General features: G+C 60.7%; 11 protein-coding genes and 1 pseudogene. 4 read left to right on the forward strand and 8 right to left on the reverse strand.

Annotation, left to right across the window (positions count from 1 at the left end):
- Nucleotides 1-71 precede the first annotated feature (71 nt).
- Both ACUN0G_RS19035 and ACUN0G_RS19040 read right to left on the reverse strand, forming a co-directional pair.
- On the reverse strand, nucleotides 72-3,164 hold the full coding sequence (locus tag ACUN0G_RS19035; RefSeq protein WP_445574022.1) for a transglycosylase domain-containing protein: 3,093 nt from the start codon (nucleotides 3,162-3,164) through the stop codon (nucleotides 72-74).
- A gap of 148 nt (nucleotides 3,165-3,312) precedes the next feature.
- Nucleotides 3,313-3,771 carry an REP-associated tyrosine transposase gene (locus ACUN0G_RS19040; protein ID WP_445574023.1) on the reverse strand — a complete coding sequence of 153 codons (459 nt, stop codon included), beginning with the start codon at nucleotides 3,769-3,771 and terminating at the stop codon, nucleotides 3,313-3,315.
- A gap of 649 nt (nucleotides 3,772-4,420) precedes the next feature.
- Here ACUN0G_RS19040 and ACUN0G_RS19045 point away from each other — a divergent pair.
- Nucleotides 4,421-5,833 carry an amino acid permease gene (locus ACUN0G_RS19045; RefSeq protein ID WP_445574024.1) on the forward strand — a complete coding sequence of 471 codons (1,413 nt, stop codon included), beginning with the start codon at nucleotides 4,421-4,423 and terminating at the stop codon, nucleotides 5,831-5,833.
- Nucleotides 5,834-5,878: 45 nt separating this feature from the next.
- Here ACUN0G_RS19045 and ACUN0G_RS19050 read toward each other — a convergent pair whose 3' ends face one another.
- From ACUN0G_RS19050 to ACUN0G_RS19070, 5 genes and pseudogenes are all read right to left on the reverse strand, one after another.
- Complete coding sequence (locus ACUN0G_RS19050; protein ID WP_445574025.1) at nucleotides 5,879-7,003, reverse strand: OpgC family protein; 1,125 nt, start codon at nucleotides 7,001-7,003, stop codon at nucleotides 5,879-5,881.
- Nucleotides 7,004-7,158: 155 nt separating this feature from the next.
- Nucleotides 7,159-7,248 (reverse strand): annotated as a pseudogene (locus ACUN0G_RS19055) (cupin domain-containing protein); the annotation flags it as partial.
- A 62-nt stretch (nucleotides 7,249-7,310) separates the two neighbouring features.
- Complete coding sequence (locus ACUN0G_RS19060; RefSeq protein WP_258347695.1) at nucleotides 7,311-7,595, reverse strand: putative quinol monooxygenase; 285 nt, start codon at nucleotides 7,593-7,595, stop codon at nucleotides 7,311-7,313.
- Nucleotides 7,596-7,616: 21 nt separating this feature from the next.
- Entirely contained in the window at nucleotides 7,617-9,236 is a 1,620-nt protein-coding gene (locus ACUN0G_RS19065) for an FMN-binding glutamate synthase family protein (protein ID WP_445574026.1), read from the reverse strand.
- Nucleotides 9,237-9,366: 130 nt separating this feature from the next.
- A complete protein-coding gene (locus ACUN0G_RS19070) occupies nucleotides 9,367-10,131 on the reverse strand; it encodes a helix-turn-helix transcriptional regulator (RefSeq protein ID WP_093205468.1) in 765 nt (254 codons plus the stop codon).
- Nucleotides 10,132-10,224: 93 nt separating this feature from the next.
- Between ACUN0G_RS19070 and ACUN0G_RS19075 the strand changes: the two genes are divergently transcribed.
- The 3 genes from ACUN0G_RS19075 (at nucleotide 10,225) to ACUN0G_RS19085 (ending at nucleotide 13,013) form a co-directional block, all read left to right on the forward strand.
- Nucleotides 10,225-11,046, forward strand: a complete 822-nt coding sequence (locus ACUN0G_RS19075) for a carbon-nitrogen hydrolase family protein (protein WP_445574027.1) — start codon at nucleotides 10,225-10,227, stop codon at nucleotides 11,044-11,046.
- Nucleotides 11,047-11,314: 268 nt separating this feature from the next.
- Nucleotides 11,315-12,640, forward strand: a complete 1,326-nt coding sequence (locus ACUN0G_RS19080; RefSeq protein WP_421524169.1) for an APC family permease — start codon at nucleotides 11,315-11,317, stop codon at nucleotides 12,638-12,640.
- 100 nt (nucleotides 12,641-12,740) lie between these two features.
- Nucleotides 12,741-13,013, forward strand: coding sequence for a type B 50S ribosomal protein L31 (locus tag ACUN0G_RS19085; RefSeq protein WP_421524168.1), 273 nt, complete (start codon nucleotides 12,741-12,743; stop codon nucleotides 13,011-13,013).
- Between the two features lie 25 nt (nucleotides 13,014-13,038).
- Here ACUN0G_RS19085 and ACUN0G_RS19090 read toward each other — a convergent pair whose 3' ends face one another.
- Nucleotides 13,039-13,707, reverse strand: coding sequence for a sensor histidine kinase (locus tag ACUN0G_RS19090; RefSeq protein WP_445575573.1), 669 nt, complete (start codon nucleotides 13,705-13,707; stop codon nucleotides 13,039-13,041).
- Between the last annotated feature and the right edge of the window lie 16 nt (nucleotides 13,708-13,723).

Here is a 13,723-nt window from a genome sequence, read left to right on the forward strand (position 1 = left end):
TTTGAATAGTGGGTGGAAACTGCGGCGGATCCCTCAGTAATCCGCAAGTGAAAAGCGCAGGGATAGGCCCATCAGCGCACGCTGCATAAGCTGTTGTTGCCCGGTTGCAGATAGGGCGTAAGAATCGGCGCCATGCCTTTGAGTACCTGCACCGGCAACGCCGAAGTGAACTTGAAACCCTGGGCCGAAGCGCCCGGCACAAAGGCGGTCAACGTGCCGAAATGGTGCTCGCCGATGTAGAACACGAAGGTCGCCGTGCGGTTGATTGCCTTGGAGCTGAGAATCCGCCCACCGGCGCCGATGGCTTCGATCCGGTTGTCGCCGGTACCGGTCTTGCCGCCCATGGCCAATGGCGTACCGTCCGCCAGTTTGAAACTGCCGGACACGCGCCGTGCAGTGCCGGCATCCACCACCTGGGACAGCGCCCCTTTGAGTGCCGTGGCCACCTCGGAAGGCATCACGCGCTTGCCGCGATTGGGGTCGTTGACCAAGCGGGTTTCGTACGGGGTGTCGGCGGCAAAGCGCAGGCTGTCGATACGCAGGGTGGGCTCGCGCACGCCATCATTGAGGATGATCCCCACCAGCTCTGCCAGTGCTGCCGGGCGGTCGCCGGAGCTGCCGATGGCGGTGGCGAGCGACGGCACCAGGTGGTCGAAGGGATAGCCGACTTTTTGCCAGCGCTGGTGGATATCGAGGAACGCTTCGATCTCCAGCATGGTGCGGATGCGGCTGTCGCGGGCGCTCTTGTGGCGGCTCTTGAACAGCCAGCTGTAAACCTCCTGGCGCTCGTGTTCACTGGCGGCGGTGGCCTGGGTGAAGGTGGCGTCGGGGTTGTTCAGCAGGTAGCCCATCAGCCACAGATCCAGCGGGTGAACCTTGGCGATATAGCCTTGGTCAGGCAGGTCGTAGGCGCCGGGGCCGTAATTCTGGTAGAGCTTTTCGAGGCGCTCGTCGGTGAGTTTTTCAGTGCTTTTGACGCTGCTCAAGTGCGAGCGGACGAAGCTGTTGAAACTCGCCTGGCTGGCGTTGGGCAGCAGGTAGCGGTGTACGGCGGCCAGGCGAATGGCGGTGGGGTGCATGCTGTCGAGGAAGGTGTCGAGGCGCGCCTGGGTGTTCTTGTTGCGGTATTTCTTCCAGAACTTGAGCAGGAAGGTGGTGCCTTCGCGGTCGGCGAATTTGGCCAGGTATTCCTGGCGCCTCGGGTCGCTGTCGTCCTTGAGCAACTCGGCACTGTTGTTCGCACCGTGATAGGTGCTGTAGCGCACCAGGTCGCGCATCAGGCGAATGAACGGCAGGTTGATCGACTCCCGCAGGGCCTCGATCAACGTGGGATTGCGACCGTTGTCCTGGCTGCGGAAGTTGTGAAAGTGGTGCATGCCGCCGCCGGTGAAAAAACCTTCGCCGGTGTTGGCCGAGTATTGGCGATTGAGGGCGGCGTCGAGCATGGCCGGCAGGTTGCGGTCGCTGTTCTGGGCCAGGTAGTCGAGGGCCCAGCGGGTGATGCGGTCGGTGTCGTCGACCGGGACTTTGCGCAGCTCGGCGGCAGGCGTTGCAGCGTATTTATCATGCAGTTCGCTGACGATTTGCAGGTAGGTGGTCATCACCCGCAGCTTGGCGGTTGAGCCCAGTTCCAGCTTGCTGCCTTCGTTGATGTCGAACGGCTGGTCGGTGCTGTCGGTTTGCACGCGCACGCGGGCGCCGTCGGGTGTCATCTCGTAGAGGTTGAAACTGTAGCGAACCTGAGCGGTGCTGGCGGGTGTCAGCAGCGTGGGCCCGAGCAGGCCGATCTGCGCGGCGAAGGCGGGGTCGGCGAGTTGCTTGAGGTAAGTGCTGGCCTGGCTTTGCAGGTCGGCTTGCAAGGTGCTCGTGGCAGAGAGATCGAGTCGGTCGAGGTCGTACAGCGGCTGGTTGAGCAGGGCAGCCAAGCGCGTGCGGGCGACGCTGATGCCCTTGTTGGTTTCGATCGGCTGGATCGTCGGTTGTTGCTGCCAGTCACGGTAAGTGACTTTGCTGGCGAGGGCTGCGCTGGCCAGCGCCGGGTCGATCACGTTGTTTTGTGCGAGCAGGCGGATGTGGCTGTCGGTGAGGTCCGCCAGTTCCTTGTGGCCCTTGGACAAATAGTGAGACGGGCGGCGTTGGGCGATCATCAGCGACAGCACCTCGCGCAGCGCCAGGCCCTTTTGCGGCAGCTGTTTGGGGTCGGTGCCGATGAGCAGCGCGTTTGTCTGGTTGAAGTCGGCGCCGTACCACACGCGCAAGCCTTCGGCCATGCCGTGCACTTCGCCATGGCCGGGTACCGCCGACAGGGGCACGCTGTTGAGGTAGTCGCGCACGATGTCTTGCCGGGCCGCGAGGGTTTGCGGGCCGTCCTGATACGCGCGCACGCTGGCGGAAATCATCTGGCGGATTTTCTCGCCGCCGGACAGGGTCAGGCCGTCGGGCGAGTGGCGGTATTTCTCCAGTTGCGTTGCCAGGGTACTGCCGCCAGCGGTCTGGCCGGGCAGGTGCAAAAGCTTCGCCACCTGGGACCAGGCGGCCTTGGCGAAACGCGGCCAATCCACGGCCGGGTTGAGTTGAGGGTTTTTCGGGTCGAGCAGGTCGCGGTCTTCGATAAACAGCAGGCTGCTGACCACCACCGGTGGAATCGCCGCAAAGCTGGGGTAGAACTGTTGTGGATACGTGAACTGATACAGCGGTGCGGCGCGGCAATCGGTGATGGTCAGGCCAGCCTGGATTTTTTCCGGGTAGGGCACGAACAGGCCGCGCTGGGCGTAGGTCATCAGGTCGGGGGAGAAGCGCGCCTGAGCCTGGATCAGGTAGTCACGCTTGATCAAGCGCGGCAGGAACTCGCCGAGGGCGCTGTAGCCCAGGCGCTTGTCAAAGGGCCCGGCGCCAGGGTAAACCCGTGCATCGCTGGGGCCCGAGTGCATTTGGTAGGTGAGGGTCGAGGCGAGGTCGGTGAAGGTTTTGGCCTGCAACCTTGAAGTGCGCATTTCCCGCAGGGCCGCAAAGCCCAAAGCGATCAGCGCAATCAACAGCACCAGCCAGAACAGCCGCCACCACAGTCGTCTGCGGCGGGGAGGGCTTTGTGGCAATGGCTGTTCATCCGGGCTATCGGTGGAGACCGCAGCCTTGGTCGAAGCGTTTTGCCATAAAGCGCCCATAGTCGATTGATCCATTTACGCAGATTGATCGGACTTGGTTGAAGCTTAGACGGTGGTGGGCGAGTGGGGGGGATTTGTGAAGGTGATGTTGTTTGTGGTGAGGGAGCTTGCTGTGGTGAGGGGACAAGCCCTCTCCCCACAGGAAAAATCAAAGCCAGGCTGCGTCCCATAGTGGGTAGTCACCAATATGTTCGACCAGGCCCGCTCGCAGAGGATTAGCGATGATGTAGCGAGCAATTTTGCGAAGGTCTTCATCGGTACGCACTGCTCGGTCATGGTAGCCAAGTTGCCAGAACCGCTCTTTGCTGCCGCGTGCGCGATTAATGGTGAGGGTGCTGCGGGATTTGGTACGTCCCACAGCCTGCGACAACGTTGTGTCTTGCAGCTCAAATAGCCAGTGAAAGTGATCAGGCATGACGACCCATGCCAGAGAGTCGACCACTCCCAATTCATGGGTCTTCCTGAATTCTGCTACCAGTAGTCTTCCCAAATGGAAGTCTTTGAACAGGGGTTGCCGATTCTGAACCACCGCGGTAATCAGATAAGGACGGCCAGACTCTGAATGTCGACCACGGCGTAACAGATGAGAGTTGGGTTGATGAAGCATTCCTTTGCTCCTTGAGGGGAAGTAGTCAATTGACGCTAGCAGCTGCTGTGGAGTGCTCTCTTGCAGTTCAGTGTCGGCGTGTTTCTCGCAGGTGGATTTGTGGCGAGGGGCTTTCTGTGGCGAGGGGGCTTGTTGTGGCGAGGGGGCTTGTCCCCCGTTGGGCTGCGCAGCAGCCCCAAAACCTGCCATGAGGATCTTCCTGAAGAAATGCGGTGTGTTTACTGGGGCTGCTGCGCAGCCCAACGGGGGACAAGCCCCCTCGCCACAGATAACCCAGCCACATAACCCAGCCACATAATCCCCAACCGTCGAGCTAGAGCCTCCCCCACCCGTAAATCCGCCAAAGGTAGGGGCATGACGCTGCACCATTACCGTGCAATACTCGCCGCCGTTTGGTGGCGATGATTCCTACGCTAACCAGGTAATGCTCCTCCGCCAAAGGCGCTTTTGCCGAGAGTTCCCGCTGAATCTTGCCGTTTATAGAGTGAAAACCCCTGGGTTGAGCTTTTTATACTGCACCCCCGCTGATCTGGCTCGGCCAGACCGTTTTACCCAAAAGGTGAACTGGAAACGGTACGTCATGGCAGACCCGCCACGACGCTCCGGACTCGGTGGCTCATATCCAATAACAAGACGAGGTTGTATCCCTATGCCCGCTGGCAATCACCTGCCCCAAGGCGAGACCGCTCAGGGCGGTCCGCTGAAACGCGAACTTGGCGAACGGCATATTCGCCTGATGGCCCTCGGCGCCTGTATCGGTGTCGGCCTGTTCCTCGGCTCGGCCAAGGCCATTGAAATGGCCGGCCCGGCAATCATGCTGTCCTACATCATCGGCGGCCTGGCGATCCTGGTGATCATGCGCGCCCTCGGCGAGATGGCTGTGCACAACCCGGTGGCCGGCTCCTTCAGCCGCTACGCCCAGGATTACCTCGGCCCGTTGGCAGGCTTTCTCACCGGCTGGAACTACTGGTTCCTGTGGCTGGTGACCTGTGTCGCGGAAATCACTGCCGTCGCGGTGTACATGGGCGTGTGGTTCCCCGATGTGCCGCGCTGGATCTGGGCCCTCGCGGCGCTGGTCAGCATGGGCACCATCAACCTGATCGCGGTCAAGGCATTCGGTGAGTTCGAGTTCTGGTTCGCGCTGATCAAGATCGTCACCATCATTGCCATGGTGATCGGCGGCATCGGCATCATCGCGTTCGGTTTCGGCAACGATGGCGTGGCGCTGGGGATTTCCAACCTGTGGGCCCACGGCGGCTTTATGCCCAACGGTGTGCAGGGCGTGTTGATGTCCCTGCAAATGGTGATGTTCGCCTACCTGGGCGTGGAGATGATCGGCCTCACTGCCGGTGAAGCGAAGAACCCGCAGAAGACCATCCCGAGTGCCATTGGCTCGGTGTTCTGGCGCATCCTGCTGTTCTACGTCGGTGCGTTGTTCGTGATCCTGTCGATCTACCCGTGGAACGAAATTGGCACCCAGGGCAGCCCGTTCGTGATGACCTTCGAGCGTCTTGGCATCAAGACCGCCGCCGGCATTATTAACTTCGTGGTGATCACTGCGGCGTTGTCGTCGTGCAACGGCGGCATCTTCAGTACCGGGCGCATGCTCTACAGCCTGGCGCAGAACGGCCAGGCTCCGGCCACATTCGGCACCACGTCGAGCAACGGCGTGCCGCGCAAGGCGCTGCTGCTGTCGATCTTCGTGCTGTTGCTGGGCGTGTTGCTCAACTACATGGTCCCGGAAAAAGTCTTCGTCTGGGTCACCTCCATCGCCACCTTTGGTGCGATCTGGACCTGGCTGATGATCCTCCTGGCCCAGCTCAAATTCCGCAAGAGCCTGACCCAGGCCGAACGTGACTGCCTCAAATACCGCATGTGGCTGTACCCGGTCAGTTCCTATCTGGCGCTGGCGTTCCTGGTGCTGGTGGTGGGCTTGATGGCGTACTTCCCGGATACCCGCGTGGCGCTGTATGTCGGCCCGGCGTTCCTGGTGATGCTGACGGTGTTGTTCTACGTGTTCAAGTTGCAGCCGACCCAGGCGGCGGCACGCACCGCGAGCTGATAGTCCTGCGCTCAACAAAAAGCCCCTTTCGGGGCTTTTTGTTTTTCAGGCGGTGGCGGGGGGCGCCGGTTGGGTGAGCCGCTTGTTCAAATCCAGCCAGGCCCCCAGCAGCGCCATCAGCCCGGCGCCTACCAATGCGGTGAAGATTTGCATGGCAAAGGCATCGCCGGTGATCGCGTTGATCATGTCCGCCAGCGGCGCCAGCAGCACCCCCAGGCAGAACACTTCCAGCGAGTAGCGGCCCATGCGGCAGGTTTGTTGCGCCAGCCAGTTTTGCGTCCAGGTGTGGCCGGGCAGCAGCTTGGCGGTGACATAGGCCAGGGCCAGAAAATGCAGCAGACGCACCGGCGACAGGTCGGTCTTGCTGATGGGGTACAACAGGTCGCTGAGTGCCGACGGCATCAGCGCATCGTGGATTTCCGGCCAGCGCCACGAGAGCGTGAGAACCCCCGCCACCAGCGCGTACACCGCCGCCGCGACGAACAACGGCTGACGCAGCAGGCGCCGAGTCTCGACGGGACGTGGTTGCCCGGCATGAATCGCCGCCGCGCCGCCCAGCACAAACAGCAACTGCCAGGTCACCGGATTGAAATACCACACGCCGTCGGCAATCGCCGCCAGGTTCCAGCCCAGGTGCGGGGCCAGCAAGTACACCGCCAGCGAAACAGCCACCACCGCCCAGGTCTTGCGCAACAGCAACGGCAACACCAGCGGCAGGCAGCCCAGCAGCACGATGTACAGTGGCAGCGGGTCCATCAGGTTGGGCTTGAAGCGCAGCAGCAGCTCATCCACCAGGGCCTGTTGGGGATGGGTGACGAAGTGCGTCAGGCCCATCTCTTCAACGAGGTCGCGGGTTTCCACATGGCTGTTGGCAAAGAACACGATGCCCATCAGCATCGCCAGCAGGAAGATGTGCACCACGTAGAGCACCCAGGTGCGCCGCCAGATCTTCACGCAGGCGATCAGATAACCGTCGCGCTGCAGGATCTTGCCGTAGGCCAGCACGGCCGCATAACCGGCCAGGAACACGAAGACTTCCGCCGCGTCGCTGAAACCGAAGTTGCGCAGGGTGATCTGGCCCAGAGGGTTGTGGGGCACGTGATCCCAGAAAATAAAGATCAACGCCAGGCCCCGAAAAAAATCGATGCGCGGGTCGCGTCCGTTCAACATGGCAGCGGGCTCTTTAACAAGGGGTTTAGTAATGACAAGTGGACGACGGCTTCAGTCGAGCCGTACGTCGGGCGGGCGCAGGTTGGCGGTATTTGTAAGCAATTGCAAAGCTGAGTTTTTTGCTGAATGTCTCATCGCTTTGTTTAAACGTCGATGATCACCGCCGGGCCGACGTGGCCCAGGCGGGTGGATTTCCAGGTGTCCGGCAGTTGTGTGGCGATGGCGGTGAAGTCGAGTAACGGCATGGTGAAGCTCCTTGTTTCAACGATGCCGTTCGGTGGTCCGGTTCAGGCGCAAAAGGGAGGGTTTAGAACGCGTCCATCAGCAAAACCCGGCAGGGTTTGGCTTGGTATTGGTTGATCTGCGGCACCAGGCGGGTGAAGTGCTCTGTCTGGCAGTGCGCATCCAGCGCGGCCTGGTCGGGCCATTGCTCGATAAAGATAAAGTGCCCGGGGTCTTTCTGGTCGACGAACAAGTCGTAGGCAATACACAGCGGTTCCTGACGGGTTTTTTCCACCAGTTCCGCATACCACGGGCGCACGGTGTCGAGGTGTTCGGGTTTGATGAAGTCTTCGGCAATGACTTTCAGCATCGTATCGTTCCGTTAAAAAGATCAGGCTGCGGCGATTTCATTCGGCTCAAAACTGTCGGCCCGCGCCATCTGCCACATGCGCGAATAAAACTCGCCGTTCACTTCGCCGGTGAGCAATTCACCTGGCTTGAGGAACACATGCAGCTGCGAAAACAACTTGATCTCGGTGGCCGACATGCGCCGCACCAAGTGCTTGGCCGACAGTTGCGACGGGTGATCGAGACCGGCGGCGGCGAGCATTTCGGCCAGGGCCTTCAGGGTGTTGCGGTGGAAGTTGAACACGCGTTGGGCCTTGTCCGGTACCACCAGTGCGCGTTGGCGCAGCGGGTCTTGAGTGGCCACGCCGGTCGGGCATTTGTTGGTATGGCAGCTCTGCGACTGGATGCAGCCGATGGCGAACATGAAACCCCGCGCCGAGTTGGCCCAGTCGGCACCGATGGCCAGGACGCTGGCGATGTCGAACGCGCTGACGATCTTGCCGCTGGCGCCGAGCTTGATCTTGTCCCGCAGGTTCAAGCCCACCAGGGTGTTGTGCACGAACAACAAGCCTTCACGCAGCGGCACGCCAATATGGTCGGTGAACTCAACCGGTGCGGCGCCGGTGCCGCCTTCCTTGCCGTCTACCACGATGAAGTCCGGGAGGATGCCGGTTTCCAGCATGGCCTTGGCGATGCCCATGAATTCCCACGGGTGGCCCAGGCAGAACTTGAAACCCACCGGTTTGCCGCCCGACAGTTCACGCAACTGAGCGATGAAGTGCATCATTTCGATGGGGGTGGAAAACGCACTGTGACGCGACGGCGAGATGCAGTCTTCGCCCATCATGATGCCGCGGGTATCGGCGATTTCCTGGGTGACCTTGTGCTTGGGCAGGATCCCGCCGTGGCCCGGTTTGGCGCCTTGGCTCATCTTGATTTCGATCATCCGTACTTGCGGGTTCTGCGCCTGTACGGCGAAGCGTTCCGGGTCGAAGAGACCGGTGCTGGTGCGGCAACCGAAGTAGCCGCTGCCCAGTTCCCAGGTCAGGTCGCCGCCGTTTTCCCGGTGATAGGGGCTGATGCTGCCTTCGCCAGTGTCATGGGCGAAATTGCCGAGCTTGGCACCCTGATTGAGGGCGCGAATCGCGTTGGCGCTCAACGAGCCGAAGCTCATGGCGGAGATGTTGAACACCGAGGCCGAGTACGGTTGCTTGCACTGTGGGCCGCCGACCATCACGCGAAACGCGCTGGGGTCGCTCAACGGCGCAGGGCGCATGGAGTGGCCGATAAATTCAAAGCCGGACTGGTACACGTCGATCAGCGTGCCGAAGGGTTTGTCGGCGCTTTCGTTTTTGGCGCGGGAATAGACCAGCGAGCGCTGGGCCCGGGAAAAGGGCAGGGCGTCGCTGTCGGATTCCAGCAGGTATTGGCGGATTTCCGGACGGATACCTTCCACCAGGTAACGGATATTGCCCAGGATCGGGTAGTTGCGGCGCACCGCGTGGGGGCTTTGCAGCAGGTCGAAAATGCCGATCAGGCTAAGGATGCCGGTGACCACGGCGATCGGCCACAGCCATTCGTGTTCGATAAACGGCATGCTGGCGAGGGTGAAAATGACGCAGACGGCAAAGAACGCGTAACGGCTTAACAAGGACAGGCTCATACAGGGTTCCTTAGTTTTTATCCTGTAGGAGCGAGCTAGCTCGCGAAGGTCGTTAACGATAGCGCGGTTGTCTGGATGACCGCGGTGCATTGACGTTTTTCGCGAGCAAGCTCGCTGCTACAGGGCTCGATCAGGCGTTTTGCGCCTGCAGAAAAATCGAGAACAGCTCCGACTGGGATTTGATCCCTAGCTTGCTGTACATGTGTTTTTTATGGACTTTCACGGTTTCAACAGAGATTTCCAGCTTACGAGCGATTTCCTTGCTGGAGCAACCACTGAGCATCAAACGGCCCACATCCAGCTCCCGCGCGGTGAGTTGTGCGCCCCAGCCATCGTTGTGGATCGGCGGCTCCGGGGCGCTTACCTGGTTGAGTTCATGGGGCAGGCGCTGGCGCAGCAAACCCAGCACCCACGGCTGGATCAGCGACAGCAGGGCGATCTGCTGTGGGTCAAAGCGCTGTTTGGAACCCAGGGACAGGCACAGGGTTCGCCCGTCCGGTTGCTGGCAGTTGAACTGGATTTCATCGGCCACCACGTTCAACCGGAAGTAGCGCTGGTAATACTCGGTCAGTTCGAAATGCTCCGGGGCCACTTCGGCCAGGCGAAACAGCCCGGTGCGCGAGTGCTCGCGGCTGGCGATGTAGAAGGGATCGAGCAGGTATAAACCGTTGAGGTAATCCTGGAACAGATGGTCCGGTTCACCGTCCTGGCCCGGGCATTCGGCGAACACCAGGGGCTTGTGCTCGCTGCTGAACAGCAACACCACCCAACTGTCGAACGGCACATATTGGTCCAGCAACCGGACCAGCTGCGTCCAGAAATTCGGCTGGTCCAGGGCGTCTATCATTTGCCCCACCGAACGGTGCCAGGCGATGTCTTCCAGCGACAATGTCATGCATCTACCCCCATAGGGTTAACCCGGCTGCGTGATTTCCCGAGTGTTCGCGGCTGCGCATACTGCGCCACAGATAAAGAACAAGGAATCACCATGAAGGTCGAATTTGCCCAGCTGGCAGGCCGCGATAACGGCACAGCTTACAACCTTGAGCGCGCTTTGGCGGCGATTGCTGCGTGTGCGGCGGATACCCAATTGGTCGTATTCCCGGAAACCCACCTGATGGGCTTCCCGACCGCCGACACCGTGGCCGAGGTGGCCGAGCCTGTAGAGGGCCCCACCGTCCAGGCGATTATCCAGGCAGCCCGCGCGCGCAATATCGCGGTTGTCATCGGCATGGCCGAGAGCGACGCCGGCCAGTTCTATAACACCACCTTGATGATCACCCCGGACGGCATCGCCCTGCGTTATCGCAAGACCCACCTGTGGGCCTCGGACCGTGGCGTGTTCACTCCCGGCGACCGATACGCCACCTGCGAGTGGAACGGCGTGCGCGTGGGGCTGTTGATCTGCTACGACATTGAATTCCCGGAAACCGCCCGCGCCTTGGCGCAGTTGGGGGCTGAAGTGTTGATCGTCACCAACGGCAACATGGACCCGTACGGCCCCACCCACCGCACCGCGATCATGGCCCGCGCCCAGGAAAACCAGGCGTTTGCGCTGATGGTCAACCGGGTGGAAGAGGGCGATGACGGCCTGATGTTTGCCGGTGGCAGTGCGCTGGTGGACCCGTTTGGCACCTTACTGTTTGAAGCCGGGCGCGAGGAAGGGCAGTTCAGGGTTGAACTGGACCTGGGACAACTGGCGGCGGCGCGACAGGACTACCGCTACCTGGATGACCAGCGCTTGAAATTGCCGGGGGAGGTGATTGAGCGCAAGGACGGAACGCGGGAGTTGCTGATCCCGAAACCCTGACCCCGATCCTGTTGTGAAGGTGCTTGTCGTGGCGAGGGGGCTTGTCCTGTGGCGAGGGGGCTTGTCCCCCGTTGGAGTGCGAAGCGCTCCCGCTTTTTCTGGGGCCGCTGCGCAGCCCAACGGGGGACAAGCCCCCTCGCCACAGAAGCTGCACTCACCACAGAAAGCTGCACTTCATTTCAAAACTGTTCTAACCATAAAAATTATTGCTCCTGCTGCACCGACTTCAGTTCTGCCATAAATCTAATAATCGCGCGGAGAATCGCTCATGGCTCGTTTGCAACGCACCCTGTCGCTAGGGTCGGTGGTGCTGTTTGGCATCGCCTATATGACACCGATCATTGTCTTGGGCACCTTCGGCATCCTGGCGCAATCCACCGCCGGCATGGTCCCGGCCGCTTACCTGGCCGCGCTGGTGGCGATGTTCTTTACCGCCATGAGCTACGGCCGTATGGCCTCGGCGTTCCCGGTGGCCGGTTCCGCCTACAGCTACGTGCGCAAGGCCATCAGCCCCAAGCTCGGGTTTATCGCCGGTTGGGCGGTGTTGCTCGACTACCTGTTCCTGCCCATGGCCATCTGGCTGATCGGCGCAGCCTACCTGCATTCGGCCTTTCCGGCGGTGCCGCAATGGGTCTGGGTACTGGCGTTTATCGGGGTCACCAGTGTGATCAACATCATCGGCCTGAAACTCGCCAACGGCATCAACGCCTTGCTGATGCTGGTGCAGTTCCTGGTGCTGATCGCCTTCGTCGCGCTGTGCATCCACTACATCGGCGGTGACGCGAGCAAGCCGCTGTGGACCATCACCCCGTTCTTCAACGGCCAGATGCAAATGCCGTTGATCATGAGCGGCGCGGCGATCGCCTGCTATTCGTTCCTGGGCTTTGATGCGGTCAGCACCCTGACCGAAGAAACCCGCGACCCGCGCCGCACCATTCCCCGGGCGATCATGCTGATCACCCTGATCGGCGGGCTGATCTTTGTCGGTGTGTCGTACTTCGTGCAGATCGCCCACCCGTCGTTCGAGTTCACCGACGTGGATTCTGCCGCCTACGAGATTGCCCGCAACATTGGCGGCGACCTGTTCGTGTCGATCTTCCTGATCGGCCTGATCGTCGGCCAGTTCGCTTCAGGTTTGTCGGCCCAGGCCAGTGGATCGCGGTTGCTGTTTGCGATGGGCCGCGACGGTGTTCTGCCCAAGTCGTTCTTCGGCACCTTGCATGCACGCTTCGGCACACCGGTGAACAGCATCCTGCTGTGCGCGGTGGTCGCCTTGCTGGCACTGAAGCTGGACGTCACCACCTCCACCTCGTTCATCAACTTCGGCGCGTTCCTGGCTTTCAGCCTGGTGAACCTGTCGGTGATCTTCCACTACTGGATCGGCGCCCAGCAGCGCGGGTTGCGGGAGCTGGTGTTGTTCCTGGTGTTCCCGATCATCGGCCTGGTGGCGGATCTGTGGTTGATGGTCAGCCTGGATCACCTGGCGATCTACCTGGGCCTGAGTTGGTTGGCGATTGGCCTGGTATACCTGGGTTTCCTGACGCGGGGCTTCTCCCAACAGCCACCGGAAATGGACTTCCAGGAAGCCGCATAGAAGTTCGGGGTCTATTCTTATTGCAATCGGTTCTCGTTTGGGTGCATCATTTGTGTTACTGTATAACATTTGATGTTCACCCAGACGCCCCGGAGGCCTTATGAAACCTGGTATCCACCCCGACTACCGCACCGTGTTGTTCCATGACACCGCCGCCGACGTTTTCTTCCTGATCGGTTCCACCGTGGAAACCGACCGTACGCAAAAACACAGCGACGGCAACACTTACCCTTACGTGCTCCTCGACGTGTCCAGCGCTTCGCACCCGGTGTACACCGGCCAGCAGCGCAAGACCCAGTCCGAAGGCCGCATCGCCGGCTTCAACAAGCGGTTTGCGTCGTTTGGTTCGAGCCCGAAGAACGCCGACGCCTGAGCCTGTCCCCTGTAGAGGTTGGCCTTTACAGGGGATCTGCCGTCTGGCGAATCGGCAACACCACCCGAAACGTCGTGCCTTTGCCGACTTCGCTGTTCACTGAAATAGTCCCGTGATGCTTCTTCACAATCCCATACGACAGTGACAGCCCCAGCCCCGTCCCTTCGCCCACCGGCTTGGTAGTGAAGAACGGGTCGAAGATTTTCTGCACACTCTCCGGCGCGATTCCGCAGCCGGTATCCGCCACTTCCAGCCAGACCTTGTCGCCCTCCACGCCATTGCTGAGGGTGATAGTGCCGCGTTCCGGGCCCATGGCCTGGGCGGCGTTGATCACCAGGTTCATCACCACCTGATTGAGCTGCGAGGCCAGGCATTCAATGTCTGGCAGCACCTGGAAATGCTTGACCACATCGGCCTTGTACTTGAGTTCGCTGGCGACGATATTCAGGGTTGAGTCGATGCCGTGTTGCAGGTTTGCCCATTGCCATTTCTGGTCGTTGTCGACCCGCGAAAAATCCTTCAGGTCCTTGACGATCTGCGCCACGCGACCAATGCCGTCCTTGGATTCGTGGATCAGAATCGGGATGTCTTCCTTGAGAAACTCCAGGTCCATGGCCTTGCGCAGGCTTTGCAATTGCGTCAGGCATTCGCCGGGCGCGAGGGCTTCCTCGGCCTGCCGATAGGCGTCGAGCATCTGCTGCAATTGTTTG

The sequence above is a fragment of the Pseudomonas sp. 32A genome (assembly GCF_052682255.1).